The sequence below is a fragment of the Prauserella endophytica genome (assembly GCF_005146945.1).
In the GTDB taxonomy this organism is placed as follows: Bacteria; Actinomycetota; Actinomycetes; order Mycobacteriales; family Pseudonocardiaceae; genus Prauserella_A; species Prauserella_A endophytica.
In genome coordinates this window covers 94,086-115,233 of the sequence record NZ_SWMS01000010.1, presented here as the reverse complement: position 1 = coordinate 115,233, position 21,148 = coordinate 94,086, and the positions used below count along the sequence as shown (strand labels likewise).

24 protein-coding genes are annotated in these 21,148 nt (G+C 71.5%); 11 read left to right on the top strand and 13 right to left on the bottom strand.

The genetic code is table 11. The features are described from left to right. Positions 1 to 19: 19 nt before the first annotated feature. Genes FCN18_RS19205 through FCN18_RS19195 form a run of 3 tightly spaced genes read right to left on the bottom strand, consistent with a single transcriptional unit; the run spans position 20 to position 3,753 of the window. On the bottom strand, positions 20 to 1,204 hold the full coding sequence (locus tag FCN18_RS19205) for a class I SAM-dependent RNA methyltransferase (RefSeq protein ID WP_137095756.1): 1,185 nt from the start codon (positions 1,202 to 1,204) through the stop codon (positions 20 to 22). After that, positions 1,201 to 3,261 (bottom strand): APC family permease, encoded by a 2,061-nt coding sequence (locus FCN18_RS19200; protein WP_112266957.1) that lies wholly within the window; start codon positions 3,259 to 3,261, stop codon positions 1,201 to 1,203. Before FCN18_RS19200 ends, FCN18_RS19205 begins: the two co-directional genes overlap by 4 nt. Before the next feature lie 36 nt (positions 3,262 to 3,297). Beyond that, a complete protein-coding gene (locus FCN18_RS19195) occupies positions 3,298 to 3,753 on the bottom strand; it encodes a GbsR/MarR family transcriptional regulator (RefSeq protein WP_112266959.1) in 456 nt (151 codons plus the stop codon). A 156-nt stretch (positions 3,754 to 3,909) separates the two neighbouring features. On the opposite strand from FCN18_RS19195, the gene FCN18_RS19190 reads away from it, so the two are divergent. Together FCN18_RS19190 and FCN18_RS19185 are read left to right on the top strand one after the other, a co-directional pair. Next, complete coding sequence (locus FCN18_RS19190; RefSeq protein ID WP_112266961.1) at positions 3,910 to 4,575, top strand: potassium channel family protein; 666 nt, start codon at positions 3,910 to 3,912, stop codon at positions 4,573 to 4,575. A gap of 163 nt (positions 4,576 to 4,738) precedes the next feature. Then, entirely contained in the window at positions 4,739 to 5,395 is a 657-nt protein-coding gene (locus FCN18_RS19185) for a potassium channel family protein (protein ID WP_112266962.1), read from the top strand. Between the two features lie 4 nt (positions 5,396 to 5,399). Here FCN18_RS19185 and FCN18_RS19180 read toward each other — a convergent pair whose 3' ends face one another. Together FCN18_RS19180 and FCN18_RS19175 are read right to left on the bottom strand one after the other, a co-directional pair. Continuing rightward, a complete protein-coding gene (locus FCN18_RS19180) occupies positions 5,400 to 6,068 on the bottom strand; it encodes a DUF3159 domain-containing protein (RefSeq protein ID WP_228714050.1) in 669 nt (222 codons plus the stop codon). 97 nt (positions 6,069 to 6,165) lie between these two features. Next, positions 6,166 to 6,543: an OB-fold nucleic acid binding domain-containing protein gene (locus FCN18_RS19175; RefSeq protein ID WP_110338513.1), complete on the bottom strand. Its 378-nt coding sequence runs from the start codon at positions 6,541 to 6,543 to the stop codon at positions 6,166 to 6,168. A gap of 116 nt (positions 6,544 to 6,659) precedes the next feature. On the opposite strand from FCN18_RS19175, the gene FCN18_RS19170 reads away from it, so the two are divergent. After that, positions 6,660 to 7,376 (top strand): alpha/beta fold hydrolase, encoded by a 717-nt coding sequence (locus tag FCN18_RS19170; protein ID WP_137095755.1) that lies wholly within the window; start codon positions 6,660 to 6,662, stop codon positions 7,374 to 7,376. A gap of 14 nt (positions 7,377 to 7,390) precedes the next feature. On the opposite strand, the gene FCN18_RS19165 is transcribed toward FCN18_RS19170, so the two are convergent. Then, complete coding sequence (locus FCN18_RS19165; RefSeq protein ID WP_137095754.1) at positions 7,391 to 8,059, bottom strand: DUF3710 domain-containing protein; 669 nt, start codon at positions 8,057 to 8,059, stop codon at positions 7,391 to 7,393. After that, positions 8,059 to 8,523 (bottom strand): dUTP diphosphatase, encoded by a 465-nt coding sequence (gene dut, locus FCN18_RS19160; protein ID WP_137095753.1) that lies wholly within the window; start codon positions 8,521 to 8,523, stop codon positions 8,059 to 8,061. Before dut ends, FCN18_RS19165 begins: the two co-directional genes overlap by 1 nt. 24 nt (positions 8,524 to 8,547) lie before the next feature. On the opposite strand from dut, the gene FCN18_RS19155 reads away from it, so the two are divergent. Next, positions 8,548 to 9,042: a DUF3093 domain-containing protein gene (locus FCN18_RS19155; protein WP_113642537.1), complete on the top strand. Its 495-nt coding sequence runs from the start codon at positions 8,548 to 8,550 to the stop codon at positions 9,040 to 9,042. 111 nt (positions 9,043 to 9,153) lie between these two features. Here FCN18_RS19155 and FCN18_RS19150 read toward each other — a convergent pair whose 3' ends face one another. Next, complete coding sequence (locus FCN18_RS19150; protein ID WP_009153915.1) at positions 9,154 to 9,462, bottom strand: DUF4193 domain-containing protein; 309 nt, start codon at positions 9,460 to 9,462, stop codon at positions 9,154 to 9,156. Positions 9,463 to 9,911: 449 nt separating this feature from the next. On the opposite strand from FCN18_RS19150, the gene cei reads away from it, so the two are divergent. After that, a complete protein-coding gene (gene cei, locus FCN18_RS19145) occupies positions 9,912 to 10,595 on the top strand; it encodes an envelope integrity protein Cei (protein ID WP_112268241.1) in 684 nt (227 codons plus the stop codon). A gap of 75 nt (positions 10,596 to 10,670) precedes the next feature. Here the strand turns inward: cei and FCN18_RS19140 are convergent, their stop codons facing one another. Continuing rightward, entirely contained in the window at positions 10,671 to 11,498 is an 828-nt protein-coding gene (locus FCN18_RS19140) for an inositol monophosphatase family protein (RefSeq protein ID WP_228714038.1), read from the bottom strand. 72 nt (positions 11,499 to 11,570) lie between these two features. Here FCN18_RS19140 and ppgK point away from each other — a divergent pair, with 72 nt between their 5' ends. Next, the gene (ppgK, locus tag FCN18_RS19135) at positions 11,571 to 12,332 is read left to right on the top strand and encodes a polyphosphate--glucose phosphotransferase (protein WP_137095752.1); all 762 of its coding nucleotides are present in this window, start codon (positions 11,571 to 11,573) and stop codon (positions 12,330 to 12,332) included. 174 nt (positions 12,333 to 12,506) lie between these two features. Further along, complete coding sequence (locus FCN18_RS19130; protein ID WP_112266968.1) at positions 12,507 to 13,916, top strand: RNA polymerase sigma factor; 1,410 nt, start codon at positions 12,507 to 12,509, stop codon at positions 13,914 to 13,916. A 55-nt stretch (positions 13,917 to 13,971) separates the two neighbouring features. Here FCN18_RS19130 and FCN18_RS19125 read toward each other — a convergent pair whose 3' ends face one another. Further along, positions 13,972 to 14,178 (bottom strand): hypothetical protein, encoded by a 207-nt coding sequence (locus FCN18_RS19125; protein ID WP_113642535.1) that lies wholly within the window; start codon positions 14,176 to 14,178, stop codon positions 13,972 to 13,974. Between the two features lie 110 nt (positions 14,179 to 14,288). Between FCN18_RS19125 and FCN18_RS19120 the strand changes: the two genes are divergently transcribed. Genes FCN18_RS19120 through FCN18_RS19110 form a run of 3 tightly spaced genes read left to right on the top strand, consistent with a single transcriptional unit; the run spans position 14,289 to position 17,609 of the window. Then, positions 14,289 to 15,464: a sensor histidine kinase gene (locus FCN18_RS19120; RefSeq protein WP_112266983.1), complete on the top strand. Its 1,176-nt coding sequence runs from the start codon at positions 14,289 to 14,291 to the stop codon at positions 15,462 to 15,464. Beyond that, the gene (locus tag FCN18_RS19115) at positions 15,461 to 16,099 is read left to right on the top strand and encodes a response regulator (RefSeq protein ID WP_112266985.1); all 639 of its coding nucleotides are present in this window, start codon (positions 15,461 to 15,463) and stop codon (positions 16,097 to 16,099) included. The genes FCN18_RS19120 and FCN18_RS19115 overlap by 4 nt, the downstream gene beginning before the upstream one ends. Before the next feature lie 52 nt (positions 16,100 to 16,151). Further along, on the top strand, positions 16,152 to 17,609 hold the full coding sequence (locus FCN18_RS19110; RefSeq protein ID WP_113642533.1) for an amino acid permease: 1,458 nt from the start codon (positions 16,152 to 16,154) through the stop codon (positions 17,607 to 17,609). Here the strand turns inward: FCN18_RS19110 and FCN18_RS19105 are convergent. From FCN18_RS19105 to FCN18_RS19095, 3 genes are read right to left on the bottom strand one after another with little or no spacing between them, the layout of a single operon-like run. Then, entirely contained in the window at positions 17,602 to 18,405 is an 804-nt protein-coding gene (locus FCN18_RS19105; protein ID WP_137095751.1) for a DUF6885 family protein, read from the bottom strand. The genes FCN18_RS19110 and FCN18_RS19105 overlap by 8 nt on opposite strands. A 4-nt stretch (positions 18,406 to 18,409) precedes the next feature. After that, positions 18,410 to 19,762 carry a type I glutamate--ammonia ligase gene (locus FCN18_RS19100; RefSeq protein ID WP_137095750.1) on the bottom strand — a complete coding sequence of 451 codons (1,353 nt, stop codon included), beginning with the start codon at positions 19,760 to 19,762 and terminating at the stop codon, positions 18,410 to 18,412. Between the two features lie 38 nt (positions 19,763 to 19,800). After that, positions 19,801 to 20,604 (bottom strand): EamA family transporter, encoded by an 804-nt coding sequence (locus FCN18_RS19095; protein WP_228714037.1) that lies wholly within the window; start codon positions 20,602 to 20,604, stop codon positions 19,801 to 19,803. Positions 20,605 to 20,929: 325 nt separating this feature from the next. Between FCN18_RS19095 and FCN18_RS19090 the strand changes: the two genes are divergently transcribed. Continuing rightward, positions 20,930 to 21,109, top strand: a complete 180-nt coding sequence (locus tag FCN18_RS19090) for a DUF7455 domain-containing protein (protein WP_110338539.1) — start codon at positions 20,930 to 20,932, stop codon at positions 21,107 to 21,109. Positions 21,110 to 21,148: the final 39 nt, after the last annotated feature.

Sequence of the window (21,148 nt, the reverse complement as noted above, 5' to 3'; positions counted from 1 at the left end):
GGAGGGCACTAGGCGGCCGCTACCGCGTCAGCAGCGCCACGCACTCCACGTGGTGGGTCATGGGGAAGGCGTCGAACGCGCGCAGCTCCCGCAACCGGTAGCCATGCCCGGCGAAGGTCGCCACGTCACGCGCGAGCGCGGCCGGATCGCAGGCCACGTAGACGATCCGCTCCGGCTCTGCCTCCACAATGGACTCCACGACCTCGCGGCCCGCGCCCTTGCGCGGCGGGTCGAGCACCACCACCTCCGGCCGTCCGGACACGTTCCGCAGCGCGTGCTCGACGCGGGCACACTCCCAGCGCACCTGCGGCAGGTCCGCGAGGTTCGCGTGGGCGTCGGCAACGGCACGCCGCCCGGACTCGATCGCCAGCACGTGCCCCTCCGGGCCGACCTGCCCGGCGAGCACCGACGCGAACAGCCCCACGCCCGCGTAGAGGTCCCATGCCGTGGCGCCGGGCGAGGCCCGCGCCCACTCCCCCACCACGCGGGCGAGGGTGTCGGCGGCCTCGGGATGCACCTGCCAGAAACCGTGCGCGGCGAGCCGCCAGTCCCGCCCCGCGGCACGTTCCACGGCGGTGCCTCCCGTGAGCTGCCTGGGTTTGCCGCCCGAGGGCACCTCGGCGACGTGCACGCGACCGCGGGCGTCCTCGGTGGTCTCGACCTCCGTGCCCGGCCGCTTGCGCCGCGCGAGCCCGGCCGAGGCGGCCTGCTCCAGCGTGATCGGGCAGTCCTCGAGCGGGATCACCCGGTGGCTGCGGTGCGCACGAAGCCCCGGCCTGCCGTCGCGGCCCGCGACGAAACGCACGCGGGTGCGCCACCGCAGCAGTGAGCCGGGCAGGGCCTCCAGCTTCACCGGCCAGTCCACGTCCGCGAGCCGGCGCAGCTGCTCGGCCACCACCTCGGCCTTGAGCCCGCGCTGCGCGGCGCCGCTCGCGTGCTGCCAGTCGCAGCCGCCGCACAGGCCCGGCCCCGCGACAGGGCACGGCGGCTCGACGCGGTCCGCGGACGCGCGCAGGATCCGCACGGCATCGGCGCGGCAGAAGGACTTGCCCTTGTCCTCGGTGACCTCGGCGACCACGAGTTCACCGGGCAGCGCGTGCCGCACGAACACCACCCGCCCCTCGGCGCGCGCGACGCAGTGCCCGCCGTGCGCGACGGCGCCGACCTCGAGCTCCAGAGTGCGGCCGGTCCAGTTCTCGGTCACCGCTGGGATTCCCGCCCCTTGCTCGCGGGCCGCCGGTCGGCCACCCCGTTGCTGGTGCGCTCGGGCCCGTAGAAGCCGCGCCGGACGTCACCCGCGACCGGACGGGCGCGGTCGGCCCGCTTCGACGCCCGCTTCGACGACTCCAGCTGCCATGGCACGCTCGTCACCATAACCCTGGACTGGAACAGCAGCCTGCCCTTGAGCCGCAGCGCGCTCTGGTTGTGCAGCACCTGCTCCCACCACCGGCCGACGACGTACTCCGGGATGAACACCGTGACGACGTTGCGGGGATGGTCGCCCCGGATGCGCCTGACGTAGTCCAGCACGGGCCTCGTGATCTCCCGGTACGGCGACTCGACCACCTTGAGCGGGATCGAGAAGCCACGCCGCTGCCACTCGTCGACGAGCTTGCGGGTGTCGGCGTCGTCGACGTTCACGGTGACGGCCTCGAGCACGTCGGGCCGCGTGGCCTTCGCGTAGGCGAGCGCGCGCAGCGTGGGCCGGTGCAGCTGCGACACGAGCACGATCGCGTGGTTGCGGGCAGGGAGGGTGACCGGCTCGTCCTCGATCTCCTTGAGCTCGTTCGCCACCCGGTCGTAGTGCTTGCGGATCGCGCCCATGATGAAGTAGATGGCCCCCATGGCGACGATCGAGATCCAGGCACCGGCCAGGAACTTGGTCACGAGGATCACCACGAGCACCGACGCGGTCATGAACAGGCCGAACCCGTTGACCGACTGTGCCCTGCGCATCTGCCGCCGCGCCACCGGGTCGGTCTCGTCGCGCAGCTTGCGGTTCCAGTGCCGGATCATGCCGCTCTGGCTGAGGACGAAGGATACGAAGACGCCGACGATGTAGAGCTGGATCAGCTTGGTCACCTCGGCGTCGAAGGCCACCACGAGCAGGATCGCGAGCCCGGCGAGGAAGAGGATGCCGTTGCTGAACGCCAGCCGGTCGCCGCGCGTGTGCAGCTGGCGCGGCAGGAACCGGTCCTGGGCGAGGATCGAGCCGAGGACGGGGAAGCCGTTGAACGCCGTGTTGGCCGCGAGCACGAGGATCAGCCCGGTGAAGAAGATGACGTACCACGTGCCGAGCGGGAACCCGGCGAAGACGGCGCCGGCGAGCTGCGCGACGAGGGTCTTCTGCTCGTAGCCCTCGGGCGCGCCGATGAGCTGACGCTCGGGGTCCTCGGCCATGATCGCGCCCGTCGCGTCGGCGAGGAACAGCAGACCGAGGAACATGGTCACCGCGAGGGTGCCCATCATCAGCAGCGTCGTCGCGGCGTTGCGGCCCTTGGGCTTGCGGAATGCGGGCACGCCGTTGGCGATCGCCTCGACCCCGGTGAGCGCCGCGCTGCCCGAGGAGAACGCGCGCAGGATGAGGAACGCGAACGCGAGCCCGGTGAGGTGGTGTTCCTCGGCGACGAGCTCGAAGTCCGCGCTCTCCGCGGGCATCTCCTCGTCGAGCACGAAGGTCCGGAACGCGCCCCACGCGATCATGCCGAGGATGCCCACCACGAACGCGTAGGTCGGGATCGCGAACGCCGTGCCCGACTCGCGGACGCCACGCAGATTGATCGCCATCAGCACGAGGATCGCCACGACGGCGAACTCCACCTTGTGCGTGGCGACGAACGGTACCGCGGAGCCGATGTTCGCCGCGGCCGACGAGATCGACACGGCGACGGTGAGGATGTAGTCCACGAGCAGCGCGCTGCCGACCACGAGTCCCCAGCGCGGGCCGTGGTTGACCGTGGCGACCTCGTAGTCGCCGCCACCGGAGCCGTAGGCGCGCACGTTCTGCCGGTACGAGGCGACGACCGCCGCCATCACCAGCGCGACGAGCAGGCCGATCCAGGGGCTGTAGACGTACGCCGACGCTCCGGCGACCGACAGCATGAGGAGGATCTCCTCGGGCGCGTACGCCACGCTCGACATCGGGTCGGACGCGAACACCGGCAGCGCGATCCGCTTGGGCAGCAGGGTGTGCGCCAGCCGATCACTGCGGAAGGGGCGACCGAGAACGAGTCGTTTCGTCGCGGTGGCGAACTTGGACACGGCAGGAGCGTAATCGTCGGGGTCTCGGGTGCCGGATCAGGACTGGACCCGGCCGCGCCGCCAGTCCTCGATCAGCTCGGGCAGTGCCCGCATGAGGTGGGCGTAGAAGTCGCGCATCTCGGCGAGCCTTCGTCCTGCTGGACTGCCCTCGCCCACGACCGCGATCCCCGCGTCCGCGGCGATCTGCATCTCCTCCACCACCCGGTTCTGGTTGGACATCAGCGTGGGCCACGCGTCGTCGGGGAAGCGGTAGTGCTCGCGGCGGCTGCCGGGCACCGGGGCCCGCTCGACCATGCCCATCGCCTCGAGCATCTTGAGCGCGCCGGAGACCGAGCCCGCGCTCACGCCCAGCCACTCGGCGATCTCGCCCGCCGTGATCGTCTCCTGGTCGGCGAACAGCAACACGCACAGCACCCTGGCGGTCATGCGGTGCATGCCGTGCCGGGTCAGGGTCAGGGCCATCCGTTCGGCCGGGTCCCGCACGTCCGCCATGCTCCTCCACTCTCCGGTTCACCGGACATCGTAACCTTTCCAACCTTCCGAACATCGTGAAAGCTGAGTGCGTGGATTCCCGGCCTGTCCGCGTGGGCGGAAGCTTGCGGGGGTAGGTTCGGCGCAGTCGCCGACGCACTGGAGGAGGCACACGACGTGCACGTGGTGATCATGGGATGCGGCCGGGTCGGCGCGTCCCTGGCGGCCGCGCTGGAGCGGCTCGACAACGACGTGGCCGTCATCGACCGCGACCGGGAGGCGTTCAGACGCCTCGGCAGCGACTTCCACGGCCAGCAGGTGGTCGGCATGGGCTTCGACCGGCAGGTGCTGATCGAGGCGGGCATCGAGCACGCGGGCGCGTTCGCCGCCGTTTCGAGCGGCGACAACTCGAACATCATCTCCGCGCGCGTGGCGCGCGAGACCTTCGGCGTCGAGCACGTCGTGGCGCGCATCTACGACCCGAAGCGCGCGGCCGTCTACGAGCGGCTCGGCATCCCGACCGTGGCCACGGTGCCCTGGACGACCGACCGGTTCCTGCGCACCCTCCTGCCGGAGGGCGTGGCGGCGTCGTGGCGCGATCCGACGGGCACGGTGGCGCTGCTGCAGCTGCCCCTGCACGAGAACTGGATCGGGCACAGCGTGCGGGAGCTCGAGGACGCCACCGGCGCGCGTGTGGCGTTCGTGATGCGCTTCGGCACCGGTGTGCTGCCCGACGCGAAGACGGTGCTGCAGGCCGACGACGCGGTGTACGTCGCCGCGCACTCGGGCACCGTCGGGGACGTGACGAGCGTGGCCGCCCGTGGCCCAGAGGAGGAGAGCTAGTGCCCCCCGCCGGAAGTTCGCCACATGATTCAGCCGCCCTGCTTCCCGCCGGCGGCGTCACCGGTCCGCCCGAGTACGGTCCAGCACGAGGGCGAACCGGCGCCTTGCCGGCGGAAACCTGGATCCACCGACTCAAGCAACAGACTTCCAGCGGAGGACACTAATGCGCGTCGCGATCGCGGGTGCCGGCGCGGTGGGCCGGTCCATCGCGTCGGAGCTGATCGAGGCCGGGCACCAGGTGATGCTCATCGAGCGGCAGTCCGGCCAGTTCACGCCGGGCACCGTCGAGCAGGCCGACTGGGTGCTCGGTGACGCGTGCGAGGTGTCGACGCTGGAGGAGTCCGGCATCCAGCTGTGCGACGTGGTGATCGCCGCGACCGGCGACGACAAGGTCAACCTCGTGGTGTCGCTGCTGGCCAAGACCGAGTTCGCGGTGCGCCGCGTGGTCGCGAGGGTCAACAACCCGGCCAACGAGTGGCTGTTCAACGACAGCTGGGGCGTGGACGTGGCCGTGTCGACACCGAGGATGCTCGCCGCGATGGTCGAGGAGGCCGTGAGCGTCGGCGACCTGGTGCGGCTCATGACGTTCCGGCAGAGCCAGGCCAACCTCGTGGAGCTCACGCTGCCGTCGGAGACGCCGCTGGCCGGCAAGCCGGTGCGGGACCTGGCGCTGCCCCGCGACGCCGCGCTGGTGACGATCCTGCGCGGCGACCGGGTGATCGTGCCGCAGCCGGACGACCCGCTGGAGCCCGGCGACGAGCTGCTGTTCGTGGCGGCCGCCGACGTGGAGGGCGACGTCCGCAAGGCCCTCGGGTACTGAGCCGCTACTGCGTGCCGGGCGCGGGGCTCTCGCCGTACTTGACGCGCAGCCGCGCCTCGATCTCGGCGTCGGTGAGCTCCTCGCCGGTCTCGAGCTCCTTGAGCCGCTTGTCGGAACGGCGCACGGCCCACACCACGACGAGCAGCGCGAGGCCGTACAGCGGGTAGCCCATCGCGATCTTGGCGAAGGCGAGCCAGCCCGTGTAGTCCTCCTCGTACAGCCACCGCTGCACCACGAACCGGGCCGCGAACACCGCGGCGAGCGCGAGCGTGGCGATGTCGTAGCCGAGGCGCGAGTGCTTGTCCTTGCGCCACGCCATGCCGCTGCCGTTGAGGTAGCTCCACACGACCCCGGCGAGCGGCCAGCGCACCACCACGGACAGCACCAGCGCCGCGCAGTACACGAGGCTCGCCCAGATGCCGAACAGGAAGAAGCCCTTGGCCGAGCCCGTGCGGTAGGCGATGAACGCGGCGATCGCGACGCCGAAGAACCCGGAGATCGCCGGCTGCAGCGGCTCCTTGCGCACGATCCGCAGGATCGTGATCAGCACGGCGCTGCCCACCGCACTCCAGATCGCGACGGGCAGATCGAACAGGCTGTTCGCGAGGACGAACACGATCACCGGGACCGACGAGTAGATCAGCCCAGAGACGCCGCCCATCTGCTCGAGCAGCGTGGGCTCGCGCTCGTGCTCAGTGCCCTGCTTGGCGGCGTTCTTCTCGTCGGTGCGTTCGGGCTGATCGGGCTCAGTCACGCGCGAAAACTCTCACTCAGGTGGTCTGCAACAGTTCGTAGTACGGGTTGTACAGCACCTTCTGACCGTTGCGTTCGGCCATGCGGCCGCGGACCTTGATGGTGCGCCCAGGTTCGATCCCCGGGATCCGGCGGCGGCCGAGCCACACCAGCGTGACCTCGTCCGTGCCGTCGAACAACTCCGCCTCCAGAGTGGCGGCTTCGCTGGCCGGACACAAATCAACACTCCGTAACCGGCCCAGCACGGTCACTTCCTCGCCCGACCGGCAGTCACACGCGCGCTGCGCGCCACCGGCCTCTGACTTCTCGGATAGGTCGTCGGCGTCCAGCTGCTCGATGTCACTGGTCAGTTTGCGAACCAACCGGCTGAAGTAGCCGCCTTCTTTGGCGGACATAGGCGCCTGCTCCTGTGCTCCGGGGCCCCCGACTTGATTGGCCCGTGCTTGTCCAGCGTAGCTCTGTCGGAGCAAGGGAAGCCGACTTCGGCCAGTATCGCAACGTGACCTCCGTTATGCCGAGATCAACCGCCGTCATCCTGCCCGGAACGGGGTCGGACGAGGTGTTTGTCCGTTCTGTCTTCGCGGGCCCGCTGGCGGCCCTGGGAGTCGAGTTGGTCGCCCCGCCCCCGCCGCCCGGCGACGCGGTGGTGACCGGTTACCTCGGCCTGCTCGACCAGTGGGCGGAGACGCTGGCGGGACCTGTGCTGGCGGGCGGGATCTCGCTCGGCGCCCACCTGGCGGCCGAGTGGGCACTGCGCAACCCGGAGCGGTGCGCGGGGGTGCTGGTGGCCCTGCCCGCGTGGAACGGCGACCCCGGCGAGGCACCGGCCGCCCTCGCGGCGAGGGCCTCGGCGGAGCTCGTGGAACGCGCGGGCCTCGACGCGGCCCTGGCCACCTCGACGGCAGGCGTGGCGCCGTGGCTCGCCGGGGAGCTGGACCGCGCGTGGCGCAGGCACGGCGACGGGCTGCCGGGCAGCCTGCGCTCCGCCGCCACCCACCGCGCCCCGGAGCTGCACCGGCTGGGCGCGCTCGACGTCCCCGTAGGGATCGCCGCGTGCGTGGACGACCCGGTGCACCCCGTTTCGGTCGCGCACGCGTGGGCGGCCGCGCTGCCGAGGGCGAGCGTGTGCGAGACGAGCCTCGCGGCGTTCGGCGCCGACCGCGAGGCGCTCGGCCGCGCCGCGGTGCTCGCGTGGCTGCGGGCGCTCACCCCCGGGGCGCGGTCCTGACGGGCGCCAGCGGGTCAGCCCTGCTGGGCCTGCTGCTCGGCGATGTGCGCCGCGATGGACTCGGGCAGCTTGATCGGCAGCGGCGTGCGCACCGGCATCGGCGAGTCGCCGCGCACGACGACCGTCTCCCGCACGATGTCCCGCAGCACGACCGGCGCCTGCGCGGCCTGCGACTGCGGGCCGGCGATCACGCCGCGCAGCATCCAGCGCGGACCGTCCACGCCGACGAACCGCAGCGCGACCTCGCCGACGATCGCCGACAGCTCGGTACCCCACTCGCCCCGGCCGGAGGTCACCTTCGCGCCGTCGGCCCGCAGCTGGTCGGCCAGCTCGGCGCTCACGTCCTTCCACAGCCCGCCCGAGCGAGGCGCCGCGTAGGCGCTGACCGTGACCTGGCCGTGCCCGGTGACGATGTGCACCGCGCGGACGTTGCCGCTCTGCTGGTCCATCTCGACCTGCACCTGCGACCCGTCCGGCACGGGCACGCGCACGGAGCCGAGGTCCATGCGCGGGCGCCCGTCGTCCGGCGCGTCGGCGACGTCGTACGGCCCCGCCGGCGCGTCCGGACCGTCGTCCTCCGGATCCTCCCCGGTGTCCGCGTCGTAGGCCTCGTAGGCCGCGTCGTCGCCGTACTCCTCGTCCCGCGCGCGCCCGGCCTTGCGCTTATGCCCGAAAATCCCCACTACTTCTCCGTTCCGAGGGCCGCGTGCCCACCCGTCGAACCGTATCCGCCCGCGCCCCGCTCCGTGACCTCCAGCTCGGCGACCTCCACGAACTCAACGTGCTCGACCCGCTGCACCACCAGCTGCGCGATCCGGTCACCCCGCGACAGCTCGACCGGCTCCTTCGGGTCGTGGTTCACCAGGCACACCTTGATCTCGCCCCGGTAACCCGAGTCGATGGTCCCCGGCGTGTTGACGATCGAGAGCCCGACCCGCGCGGCGAGGCCCGAACGGGGATGGACGAAGCCGGCGTAGCCGGGCGGGAGCGCGATCGCCACGCCCGTGCCCACGACGGCCCGCTCTCCCGGCTGCAGGACCACGTCCGACGTGGTCACCAGGTCGGCTCCGGCGTCGCCGGGCTTGGCGTAGGCGGGCGGCGGGACACCGGGATCGAGACGGGAGAGCAGGACCTGCACGCTGGACACGACACGCGAGACTACCCTGACGTCGTGAGCAGTAGTACACGTACGCGAGCGAAGGCGGCCCTTGCGCACTCGGAGCGCCTGTACCTGTCGTGGTGGGGCTGGCCCCTGCCGCTGCTGGGCGGGGCGTTGCTGGCCGCCGAGATCCACATGGGTTACCCCGGTGTGCGGGCGTGGCTGCCCTACGTGATCCTGCTGCCTGTCGTGGTGGTCCTGCTGCTCGGCATGGGCAGGCTCACGGTGTCGGTCACCAAGGGCTCCGAGCCGGAGCTGTGGGTGGGCGACGCGCACCTGCCCCTGCGCTTCGCCGGGGAGGTCGAGGTGATCGGCAAGGCCGCCAAGCGCAAGGCGCTGGGCCCCGAGCTCGATCCAGCCGCGTTCGTCGCCCATCGCGGCTGGGTGCCCACGATGGTCCGGATCCACCTCACCGACCCCGAGGACCCCACGCCGTACTGGCTGATCAGCACCCGGCACCCGGAGCGGCTCGCCGAGCTGCTGCGCGGGCACCGCGAGGCCGGCTGACGCGCGCACGGGTACGAAACAGGGTGGCCGAGCGCACGCTCGACCACCCCTTCGTAGAACCCCAGCCCCTCCGGGTGCCGCCGCCCCCGCGCCAGGCGCCTGCGCCCTCGGTCAGGCGCAGTCGCGGCAGATCAGCCGTCCACCCGACTCCTCGGCCAGGCGGCTGCGGTGGTGCACCAGGAAGCACACCGAGCAGGTGAACTCGTCAGCCTGCTTCGGCACGACCTTGACGGTCAGGTCCTCACCCGACAGCCCCGACAGGTCGGCCCCCGGAAGCTCGAAGTTCTCGGCGGTCGCGTCCTCGTCCACGTCGACCACGCCGGACTGCGTCTCGTTACGCCGTGCCTTCAGCTCCTCCAACGAGTCTTCGGCAAGCTCGTCGGCTTCGCTGCGGCGCGGAGCGTCGTAGTCGGTCGCCATTGTCCTTCACCCCTGCGATCAGCTTCGATATCAGTACTTCGGACACCCGAGCCCGCCGCTCGTGAGTCCTCGTGCCGCTGGTCAACGTTCCAGCGCCTGTGTTTGTGCCCGAAAAGACAGTGAGGGTCGTCTCTATCCCGAGACACTCACTTCCCGCCCGGAGCCCGGAGAGGGTAGCCCACCGCGTACCCCAACTCGAAACAGGTCACCCAAGGCCTAAAATACGTCACCCAACAGGGCTAATCCGGGGTCGGGCGGTACGGTGGCCCATTCGGGGTGCTCCGCGGTATCGGGTGGCTGGCCGACGGCATGGTCCGCTTGCCCGCACGGCGCGCGCGTGGTGCCATCCCGATGGGGCTTTCCGCTGTTCGGCCTGTAACGCCTAGGCTGATCAGCAACGACGTGTCTGTCGAAGGCATGTGCGGACGGGGATCGGAAGGGACGGCGCGGTGGTGTCGGGGAACGGGGGCTTCCGGAGCGGGCGGGTCAAGCCGTACCGGAAGTACAAGCCGCTGCCTGCCCTGATCGTGATCGGGGTGCTGGGGCTCGTCGCGGCGTTCGTGTGGGTGAACGCCATTTCTTCGAACACCGACCTCGAAGAGGCGATCCGGTGTCAGCCGTCGCCGACTCCGACCGGGGGCGTCACCTACACCCCGCAGCCCCACGACGCGCTCGACGCCACGCAGCCGACGCCGCCGGACCGCGTGGCGGTACGCGTGCTCAACGCGAGCGGCACGCGCGGACAGGCCGCGATGACCACGGAGGGCCTGCGCCGGCTCGGGTTCACGCAGATCGCCGAGCCGGAGAACGATCCCGCCTACGCCAACGCCGAGGCCAACTGCCACGGCCAGATCCGCTACGGCGCCAACGGTGAGGGCGCGGCGCGCACGGTCGCGCTGGTCGACCCCTGCCTCGAGCTGGTGCGGGACAACCGGCAGGACGCGACGGTGGACCTCGCCATCGGCACGGCGTTCAACAACGCGCGGCTCACCACGGCGGCGCGGGACGTGCTCGACCGGCTCAACACGTGGTCGGCGCAGAACCGCGGCACCGGCGAGTCGGAACAGTCGACGGGCAAGGGCCCGGACATCGACCAGGCCCTCCTCGACGAAACCCGCCCCGAGCACTGCTGAGCCAACGGCCCCCAAGGCCACCTTTGTTGCGCTCAACGCAACAAAGGTGGCCTTGGGGGCCGGTCACGCAGGGGGTCAGACTCCGCTCGCGCCGCACTTGACGACCGCGGCGCGCAGCGCGTCGGCGATGGAGGGCGCCGCCGCGAGCGTGCCGTCCACGCCCAGCTCCGGGTCCTCCCCCGGCAGCGAGACGACCGCGCCGGCCTCGGCGGCGATCAGGGCGCCCGCCGCCCAGTCCCAGCGGTGCAGCCCGTGCTCGAAGTACGCGTCGGTCCAGCCAGCCGCCACCGCGCACAGGTCCAGCGCCGCCGAGCCCGGCCTGCGGATGTCGCGCACGTGGCCGAGCAGCCCGGCCACCATGTCCGCCTGGCGGGCCCTCCGCTCCGGCACGTAGGCGAACCCGGTGCCGAGCAGCGCGAGGTCGAGCCGCTCCGGCGACGACACCCGCAGCGGCCTGCCGTCCAGCCACGACCCGGCGCCGCGCGTACCGGTCCAGCGCCGCCCGCTCACCGGCTCGACGACGGCGCCCGCCACGGACACGCCGTCCACCTGCGCCGCGACGGACACGGCGAACTCCGGGAGCCCGTAGAGGAAGTTGACGGTGCCGTCGATCGGGTCGACGACCCACGTGACGCCGTCGCCGGTCCGGCCGCCCTCCTCCTCGCCCAGCACCGGCTCTCCCGGCCGCAGCTCGGCGAGCCGGGTGCGGATGAGCTCCTCCGACTCGCGGTCGACGGCGGTGACGACGTCGGTGGCGCTGGTCTTGGTGGCGACACTCACGGCGCGGCCCGAGAGCATGGAGTCGCGGGCTCGGAGAACGAGCCCGGCGGCCTCGGCGGCGACCTGCTCGGCGACGGTGGTCAGGGCAGCCGCCTCGGCTGCGTCGAGTTCAAAGGCACCCACTCCACCATGGGACCACACCCCGCTAAAGTCTCGGCCAATGGCTTCTGAATCGAGCAGGAAGGGACGACGCCAATGACGGCGACCCGAGGTTTCGGCATCGACATCGGCGGCAGCGGCATCAAGGGCGCCCTTGTCGATCTGGAGAAGGGCCAGCTGATCGGCGACCGGCTGCGGATCGACACGCCGCAGCCGGCGACGCCCGGCGCCGTCGCTGAGGTCGTGGCCGAGATCGTGGCCCACTTCGGCTGGGACGGCCCGGTCGGCATCACGCTGCCCGCCGTCATCAAGAAGGGCGTCGCGCAGACCGCGGCGAACATCGACCCCAGCTGGATCGGCACCGACGCGGATTCGCTGTTCGCGAAGCGGCTGGGCAGGCACGTCGACGACATCGCCATGCTCAACGACGCCGACGCCGCGGGCATGGCCGAGATGCGCTTCGGCGACCCGGCCGGGCGGCACGGCGTGGTCGCGCTGCTGACGTTCGGCACCGGCATCGGCAGCGCCCTGTTCCACGACGGCAAACTCGTGCCGAACACCGAGCTCGGCCACCTCGAGGTCGACGGGCACGACGCGGAGAAGAAGGCAGCCGCGTCGGTGAAGGACAACGAGGGCCTGTCGTACCCGGAGTGGACCAAGCGCGTCGATCGTTATCTGACTGTGCTCGAGAATCTCATCTGGCCCGACCTGTTCATCGTGGGCGGCGGGGTCAGCAAGAAGTCCGAGAAGTGGGTGCCCCTGCTCGACAACCGGACACGCGTCGTGGTCGCATCGTTGCAGAACAACGCCGGGATCGTGGGGGCGGCGGCGGCCGCCGTGGAGGGCATCGAGCACTGACGGCGCCGCGCCGGGAGGCACACCGGCTCGCCAGGCGAAAGTTGATCGCTTGGCGACGCTGACCCACATCGTCGTTACAATGGAACACGGCCCTCGGCTGCGGGAGGCAAAACCGCAGGCCGGGGTATGTTCCCCGAATCTAAGGCAGCCGGGACGCATGCGTACCGGTTCGTCATGATCGACCGCTGTGAAAGGGCGTACGTGGCAGCCGCAAAGACCGCAACCCGAAGCGGGACGACGAAGACAACGAGCGCCGCCAAGGAAGCGACAGCCGAGGACAGCACGGCGGCCGCGAACGGCACGGCCACGGGTGCGAAGACCCCGGCGAAGAAGTCGGCCGCGAAGAAGGCGCCCGCGAAGTCCCCGAGGACGCGCAAGAGCGCCAAGTCGGACAAGCCGAAGACCAAGGGCGAGGACGCCGAGTTCGGCGAGGACGTCGACGCCACCGAGCTGGAGGACGTCGACCTGTCGGACCTGGATGTCGAGGCGGTGGAGGTCGACGTCGTCGACGCGACCGTGACGGAGGAGGACTCCGAGGAGTCCGAGAGCGAGGAGGAGTCGGGCACGCCCGCCAAGGCCCGCTCCTCGAACGACCCCGACTTCGTCTGGGACGAGGAGGAGTCGGAGGCGCTACGGCAGGCCCGCAAGGACGCCGAGCTGACGGCATCGGCCGACTCGGTCCGCGCCTACCTCAAGCAGATCGGTAAGGTCGCGCTGCTCAACGCCGAGGAGGAGGTGGAGCTCGCCAAGCGCATCGAGGCCGGGCTCTACGCCGCCGAGCGGGTGCGCGTCGCCGAGGACGAGGGCGAGAAGCTCAGCACCCAGATGCGCCGCGACCTCAAGTGGATCGTGCGGGACGGCGAGCGGGCCAAGAGCCACCTGCTCGAGGCGAACCTCCGTCTCGTGGTGTCGCTGGCCAAGCGCTACACCGGCCGCGGCATGGCGTTCCTGGACCTCATCCAGGAGGGCAACCTCGGCCTGATCCGCGCGGTCGAGAAGTTCGACTACACCAAGGGTTTCAAGTTCTCCACGTACGCCACGTGGTGGATCCGGCAGGCGATCACCCGCGCCATGGCCGACCAGGCCCGCACCATCCGCATCCCGGTGCACATGGTCGAGGTGATCAACAAGCTGGGACGTATCCAGCGCGAGCTGCTGCAGGACCTCGGCCGCGAGCCCACCCCCGAGGAACTCGCCAAGGAGATGGACATCTCCCCGGAGAAGGTCCTGGAGATCCAGCAGTACGCCCGCGAACCGATCTCGCTCGACCAGACCATCGGCGACGAGGGCGACTCGCAGCTCGGTGACTTCATCGAGGACAGCGAGGCCGTCGTGGCGGTGGACGCGGTGTCGTTCACGCTCCTGCAGGACCAGCTGCAGTCGGTGCTGCAGACACTGTCCGAGCGCGAGGCCGGCGTGGTGCGGCTGCGCTTCGGGCTCACCGACGGCCAGCCGAGGACTTTAGACGAGATCGGCCAGGTCTACGGCGTGACCCGCGAGCGCATCCGCCAGATCGAGTCCAAGACCATGTCGAAGCTGCGGCACCCGTCGCGTTCGCAGGTGCTGCGCGACTACCTGGACTGACGGGCCACCAGCAGGACCCCCTCACCCCTCGTGAGGGTTCCGGACACCGGAACCTTCACGAGGGGTTCTTCTTGCGCCGGGCCGACCCGAGGGTCGCCAGCACCGCGCCGGCGAGCCCCATCGCGATGCTGACCGGGATGTGCGCGACGTCGGGCAGCAGGTGCAGCTGCACGAACCAGCTCTCCGAGCCGCTGCCCGCGATCCGGTTGACGAGCCCGCCGACGCCCTGGACGACGAGCAGGATTCCGAGTAGTTCGATCATGGCTCCCAGCCTGCGCCGCCGGAGGGCCGGGGACATCGGCGAACGGCACGACGCAGCCGTCATCACTTGGGAGGACGCCGGGCCGGAGCGAGGTGTGCTGTGATGGTGGCGTGCCACCGCATCACCCGCCGTTGAGCAGGCTGCCGCGCTGGGGCCAGGACGCGGTGATCGCCTCGGGCTACTTCGCACTCGGCAGCGTGCTGTACTCGGCCGGCCTGCACTCGCTGCTGGGCGGTGAGCACATTCCGATGTGGACACGGTACGCGCTGCTGGGCGTGCTGTGCTCGCTGCTGTTGCTGCGCAGGCGCGCGCCGGGTCTGCTGCTGTGCGTGGCGCTGGTCCCCCTCGGCGTGGACGCGGCCCTCGGGGTCACGGTGCCGATGCTGCTGGCGTTCGGCGACACGCTGTACTCGGCGACGCTGTACGGTTCCCGGCGGCTGAGCAGGGCCATGGTGACGCTCACCGCGGTGGGCGCGCTCGCGGCGTCGGTGATCGCCTTGCTGCTCGTTCCCGACTGGCGGATCGCGGTGCTCGCGATCGTCGTGTACGTGCCCTTCGTCGCGATCCCGGTGTGGTGGGGCACCGACATCCGGTGGCACCGCGAGCTGACCGAGACCGAACGAGCCAACGCGGCGCAGCTGGCGAGGATCGCCGAGCTGGACCGCGACGCCGCAGTGGCGGCCGAACGTGCCCGCATGGCACGGGATCTGCACGACGTCATCGCCGGGCACCTGTCGGCGATAGCGTTGCAGTCGGAGGCCGCTCTGTCCACAACGGACCCGAAGGCCGCGCGGACGGTGCTGACGTCCGTGCGGGAGAACAGTGTGAGCGCGCTGGAGGAGATGCGGACGATGATCGGGCTGCTGCGGGAGCACGGCACCGGGGAGGTGACCGCGCCTGCCAGGCTCGCCGGGCTCTCCCGGCTCACCGAGTCGGCGAGGGCGAGCGGGATGCGGCTCGACGTCCACACCGACCTCGACCCGGCCACACCGCTGCCCGCGGCCGTGGACCTCACCGCGTACCGGATCGCCCAGGAGGCGCTCACCAACGCGGTCAAGCACGCGCCCGGCGCGGAGGCGACGCTCACGATCCGGCACGCGGACGGCGTGCTCACGGTCGAGGTCACCAACGAGCTCACCGGTTCCGCGCATGCGGGCGAGTCCGGGACCGGCCTGCTGAGCATGCGGGAGCGGGCGGCCGCCGTGGGCGGGACGTTCGCGGCGGGTCCCGGCGGGCGGGGCTGGCGTGTGCACGCGGCACTGCCGGTGCCGGAGGTCGCGGCATGAGCATCCGCGTCGTCGTCGCCGACGATCACGCCGCGATCAGGGCCGGCATCGTGATGATCCTCTCCGGCGCGGACGGCATCGAGGTGGTCGGCGAGGCCGCCGACGGTGCAGCGGCGGTCCGGCAGGCCCGGGCGCTCAAACCGGACGTGGTGCTCATGGACGTGCGGATGCCCGACGTCGACGGCATCACGGCCACGCGCGAGCTCGTGGGCGAGAACCTGGCTGAGGTGCTGGTGCTCACGACGTTCGACCTCGACGAGTACGTGTACGGCGCGCTGCGGGCCGGTGCGGCCGGGTTCCTGCTGAAGTCGGTCGAGGCGCCCCGGCTGGTGGAGGCAGTGCGGCTGGTCGCCGCGGGCGAGGGCGTTGTGGCGCCACAGGTCACGCGCAAGCTCATCAGCGCGTTCGCCAGGGCGGCCCCTCCCCCGCCGCGCCCCGCCGGGCTCGAGCACCTCACCGGCCGGGAACGCGAGGTGCTCGCGTGTCTCGGCGAAGGGCTGTCCAACGCCGAGATCGCGGCGAAGCTGTTCATCGGCGAGACCACCGTGAAGACCCACGTGTCGCGCGTGCTGGCCAAACTGCACCTGCACTCGCGCGTCCAGGCCGCGTTGCTGGCCAGCGAGCTGGATGGTTGAGCGGGACCACGTTGCCGAGCGTCGGTCTTCGGCGTGAATTACCGTGTCGCGGGTGGGTATTTTCCGGACGCTGAACGTCGACGACGTTCTCCAACGACAGGAAACGAGCGAGCTGAAGCGACGGCTCAAGGGCCGGGATCTCGTCGGCTTCGGTGTCGGGATCATCATCGGCACCGGTATCTTCACGCTCGCCGGCGTCGAGGCGAAGACCCACGCAGGCCCTTCGGTGACGCTGTCGTTCCTGATCGGCGCGGTGGTCGCGGGCCTCGCCGCGCTCTGCTACGCCGAGCTGGCATCCAGCGTGCCGACCGCGGGCAGTGCCTACACTTACGCGTTCGCGACCCTCGGCGAGGTGTTCGCGTGGATCATCGGCTGGGACCTGCTCCTGGAGTTCGCACTCGGCGCGGCCGTGGTGTCGCGAAGCTGGTCCGGCTACCTGGCGAACCTGCTCGGGCTGCCGCAGGAACTGTTCGGCGAGGACGCCGTCGTGAACCTCGGCGCGGTGGTGATCATCGCGGTGCTCACGGTGATCGCCGTCGTGGGCATCCGCGAGTCGGCCGTGGCCACCAACGCGCTCGTGCTCGTCAAGGTCGCCGTGTGCGTGCTGGTGATCGGCGTCGGCGCCTTCTTCGTCAAGGCCGCGAACCTGACCCCGTTCGTCCCGCCCGCGCAACCCGCCGAGGAGGGCACGAGCACGCTGCACCAGCCGGTGGTGCAGGCTGCGCTCGGCCTAGAGCAGTCGGTGTACGGCCTCGCCGGGATGCTCACCGCCGCGGCCGTCGTGTTCTTCGCGTACACCGGGTTCGAGGCTCTGGCCAACCTCGGTGAGGAGACCCGCAACCCCGGCAAGGACCTGCGCGTCGGCATCCTCGGCGCACTCGGGCTGTGCGCGCTGCTCTACCTCGGCGTGTCGCTCGTGCTCACCGGCATGGTGCCGTTCACCGACATCGACGAGGGCGCGCCGCTGGCCGCCGCGTTCGGCTCGGTGGGCCAGCACTGGGTGGCCGCGCTCATCTCGCTGGGCGCCATCACGGGCCTGACGTCGGTGATGATGGTGGAGCTCGTGACGATCGGCCGGATCGGCTACGCGATGGGCCGCGACGGGCTGCTCCCCAAACCGCTGGGAACCGTGCACCCCCGCTGGGGCACTCCGCACCGCGTGACGATCGGTGGCGCGGTGCTGATCGCGCTGCTCGCCGCGTTCGTCCCGATCAGCGAGCTCGCCGACATGGTCAGCATCGGCGCGCTCTCGGCGATGATCATCGTCGCGATCGCGGTGCCCGTGCTGCGCCGCACCAGGCCCGACCTGCGACGCCCGTTCCGCGTGCCGCTCTCCCCGGTGCTGCCGGTCGTGGCGGCGCTCGCGTGTTTCTACCTCATGCTGAACCTGGACGTGCTGACGTGGATCCGGTTCGGCGCGTGGCTGCTGCTCGGCCTGCTGATCTACCTGTTCTACGGGCGCAGGCACTCCCGGCTGGGGGCGGAGGAGCGCGAGAAGTCGCTCAGGTGAGGGGCGCGGGGCTGCCGTTGTCCCACAGCTCGGCGCGCAGCCCGGACCCGGTCACCACGGCACGGGCGGCGTCCGCCTCGGCGGCGGGCACGACGAGCAGCACCCCGCCGGGCGCGCCGCCCTCGCGGCGCAGCGCCGCGGCCACGTGGCCAATGGGCTGCAGATGAACCCCGTTGTCGCCCAACGACTCGTAGGTGTCCACTATGGAGACAAGGATGCCCTCCTCGCCGGACAGCACCCCGGCGACGAGCACGAAATGGCCGACCCGCCAGCGCGACGTCCACAGTGGAACGAGGCCGGTGTCGAGGTAGTCGCGCAGTGCCCTCGGCGGCGTGTCGGGCGCGGCGAACGCGCCGGTGTCCACATTGGCGATGACGGCGACGAGCGCCAGCCCGCGCACGCCGTCGAGCAGCCGGGCCACCACGGACGCCGACCACTCGCCACTCGCGGGCACGACCGCGAGCGCTCCCTCGGACAACGTCTCGATCGCCCGCACCACGCCGATCGCGGACGTGCCCGCCCGCGCGGGGTCGGCCGTGCGGGGCAGGGCGAGCCGGAAATCGGCGCGGCCCTTCTCCCCGGGTGGGAGGCTGCCTGACGGAGCGCCCTCGGTGAGCACCGTGCCCGCCGCGAGCGCGACCTCGTCCTGGTCGGTCACCTCGGCGCCGCCCGCGCGCAGCGCGACCAGGCCCGCGAAGGCACCGCACAGCTCGTCCTTCTGCGGGCGTTCCCCTGCGGCCAGTGTGACCACCCGTCCGCCGCCCGGCAGGCTGCGCACCTCGTCGGAGAGCCGCACGACGTCAGTACCGCCACAGGTGCGCGCCGACGAGCTCGTGGAGCGGCTTGCCGTCCGCCCACTCGGCGTCGGACCCACGCACCGCCTGGAACGCGCCGAGCAGCTCCTCTCCCAGCACTCCAGACACGCGGGGACAGGCGGCGAGCGCCGCGGCCTGCTCCTCCGGCGACGCGGGCAGCCTGCGCACGCCACGTGCTTCCCGCTGCCCTGAGCTCCACGTGCCCGGGTCCTCGGCCACCGGCGCGGGCGGTTCGAGGCCCTCCTCGATCCCAGCCAGCCCGGCGGCGAAGACCACCGCGAGCGCGAGGTACGGGTTCGCGGAGGCGTCGCAGGGCTTGTACTCGACGTTGGCGTGGTCGTCGCCCAGCAGCTCCGTTCCGGGCACGTACCGCAACGGCGCCTCCCGGTTCTCCGTGCCCCAGAACGTGAACGCGCTCGCGAAGTAGCCGGGCCGCAGCCGGGCCGTGGACAGCACGCTGGGAGCTGTCACGGCGGTCAGTGCGGGCAGGTCCCGCAGCAGGCCCGCGACGTAGGCCGCGCCGTCGGGGCCAGGCCGGTCCCGCCCCGCGAGGAGGTTGCGGGCCCTGCGCCGCACCGACGAGTGCAGGTGCCAGCCGTTGCCGGCGGCCTGGGGGCTGACGAGCGGCGCGAAGCTCGCCCGCAGCCCGTGCGCGTGCGCGGCGGCGTGGATGGTCTGCCGGGCGAGCAGCTGGTCGTCGGCCGCCGAGACCGGGTCGGTGGCGGCCAGGCTCAGCTCGAGCTGGGCGAGGCCGTACTCGGCGTGCAGCTGGCCGATCCGCAGCCCGTTGACGTCGAAGTCGTGGAGCAGGCCCGCCACGAAGTCGTCGATGCCCACCAGCGCGTGCGGGCTGTACGCGGGCCCGGTGTGGCCGGGCGCTGAGGCGATGTCGGAGCTGGCCGCTGGCGCCACCGCGAACTCCAGTTCGAACCCCGCGCGCAGCTCGAAGCCCCTGACCTCCGCCTCGGCGACCACGCGTTCGAGCACGCCACGCTGGCAGTACGGCCACGGCGAGCCGTCGGCGGCGACCTGCCGCGCGGGCGCCCACGCGAACGAGGGCTGGCCCGCGAGCCTGCGCAGGCGCTCGAGCACCGGAAAGAGCCGGATGTCGCCCGACGGCGTGCTCAGGCCCGGATGGCGGTAGGTGATGCGGTCGTGGGTGTCGAAGACGGCGAACAGCGCGGTCGCCCCCACGCCGCGCGCCGCGGCGTCGGCGAGGCCGCCGATGGGCACGATCCGCGACCGGGGGATGCCGTTGTTGTCTGCCCAGGCGAGGTGCACACCACGCACGCCGGCGAGCGCGAGGTCCTTGGCCGCCGCCGATGCCGCCTTGCTCATCGGCTCATCCTGCCAGTGAGATCGCTCACGGTCACGCATCACGGCGGCTCGCGCACCGCCGCGCCCTCCCCGGGGTCGCGGGAGCGCAGGGCCACACCCGCGACGACGGCGAGGATGCCCAGCGCCTCCAGCAGGCTCGGGACCTGCCCGAGCACCACCAGGCCGGTCACCGTGGCCGTCACCGGCAGTAGCGCCAGCAGCACCGCGAACCGGGCCTGCCCGACCCGGCGCAACACCACCTGGTCGAGCACGTAGGGCACGACGGTGGAGAGCAGGCCGACGCCGATGCCCATCACCAGCAGGTCCGGCTCGCCCCAGACGCCGCCCGTGCCGAGCGCCAGCGGCGAGAGCAGCACGGTCGCCACGGCGAAGCCCACCGCGAGGCTGTCGATGCCGTTCCCGCCGAGCGCGACCTTCTTGCCGAGCACGATGTAGCCCGCCCACGCCGCGGCGGCCGCCAGCGCGAACGCCACGCCCGACGGGCTGCCGCGCAGCTGGACGTCGGCGATGCACACCACGCCGACCGCGACGAACACCAGGGCCGCGATGTCGCGGCGGCCCCGCGAGCCGAACGCCGCGACCACGACCGGTCCCACGAACTCCAGCGCCACCACGGTGCCGAGCGGCAGGCGGGCGATGGCCTCGTAGAACACCACGTTCATGCCCGCCGTCACGATCCCGAACGCGCCCGCGAGCAACAGCGGACGGCCGCGCCACGCCGCGCGGCCGGGACGGCGCCACGCCAGGAGGATCACCGCGGCACCCAGACAGCGCAACCACGCGACTCCGGACGGTGATGCCACATCGAACAGCCACACCGCGAGCGCCGCGCCGACGTACATGGAAATTCCGCTGAGAACGAACAAGATCGGGGCGGGAAGCCTGTCGATCCGCCGTTTCGATGCCGCAACGTCCACGCAACGATGGTGCCTGACCATGGCAAACGTCGTGGTAGCGGAGATCGCTTCCTGAATGCCGGGATGGATCTAGGACATCCGGGGTAATTCGACGTGACACACCTCCCACACACGCGGGAACACTTGCGGGCGGCGAAACGTCTGCAAGAGTGGAAGCAGCGAACACCGAGAAAGGCACCCGGCCCGACGAGGTGATCGCGGCTGAACTGATGGCATCGGCGCGCCGATGCCGGGACGGAGGGAGACTCCAATGACTTCACCGACGCTCACCCGCCCCGAACTGACCGCTGCGGACCGTTGCGACCGCTGTGGAGCAGCCGCACAGATGCGCGCAGTACTCCCCAGCGGCGGAGAGCTGCTGTTCTGCGGGCACCACGGCCGCGAGTACGAAGCCAAGCTCAAGGAGCTGGAAGCCGACATCCAGCGCTGAGCCGTCACCACCAGCCGCGAGAACGGGCGGGGATCCTCA

Excerpts from the sequence above, each read along its gene's own strand:
- FCN18_RS19195 (WP_112266959.1), bottom strand. The coding sequence starts at position 3,753 with ATGGCGGACGTGCGGGACCCGGCCGAACGGATGGCCCTGACCCTGACC.
- FCN18_RS19185 (WP_112266962.1), top strand. The coding sequence starts at position 4,739 with ATGCGCGTCGCGATCGCGGGTGCCGGCGCGGTGGGCCGGTCCATCGCG.
- FCN18_RS19175 (WP_110338513.1), bottom strand. The coding sequence starts at position 6,543 with ATGTCCGCCAAAGAAGGCGGCTACTTCAGCCGGTTGGTTCGCAAACTG.
- FCN18_RS19170 (WP_137095755.1), top strand. The coding sequence starts at position 6,660 with ATGCCGAGATCAACCGCCGTCATCCTGCCCGGAACGGGGTCGGACGAG.
- FCN18_RS19150 (WP_009153915.1), bottom strand. The coding sequence starts at position 9,462 with ATGGCGACCGACTACGACGCTCCGCGCCGCAGCGAAGCCGACGAGCTT.
- ppgK (WP_137095752.1), top strand. The coding sequence starts at position 11,571 with ATGACGGCGACCCGAGGTTTCGGCATCGACATCGGCGGCAGCGGCATC.
- FCN18_RS19130 (WP_112266968.1), top strand. The coding sequence starts at position 12,507 with ATGATCGACCGCTGTGAAAGGGCGTACGTGGCAGCCGCAAAGACCGCA.
- FCN18_RS19125 (WP_113642535.1), bottom strand. The coding sequence starts at position 14,178 with ATGATCGAACTACTCGGAATCCTGCTCGTCGTCCAGGGCGTCGGCGGG.
- FCN18_RS19115 (WP_112266985.1), top strand. The coding sequence starts at position 15,461 with ATGAGCATCCGCGTCGTCGTCGCCGACGATCACGCCGCGATCAGGGCC.
- FCN18_RS19100 (WP_137095750.1), bottom strand. The coding sequence starts at position 19,762 with ATGAGCAAGGCGGCATCGGCGGCGGCCAAGGACCTCGCGCTCGCCGGC.
- FCN18_RS19095 (WP_228714037.1), bottom strand. The coding sequence starts at position 20,604 with ATGTACGTCGGCGCGGCGCTCGCGGTGTGGCTGTTCGATGTGGCATCA.
- FCN18_RS19090 (WP_110338539.1), top strand. The coding sequence starts at position 20,930 with ATGACTTCACCGACGCTCACCCGCCCCGAACTGACCGCTGCGGACCGT.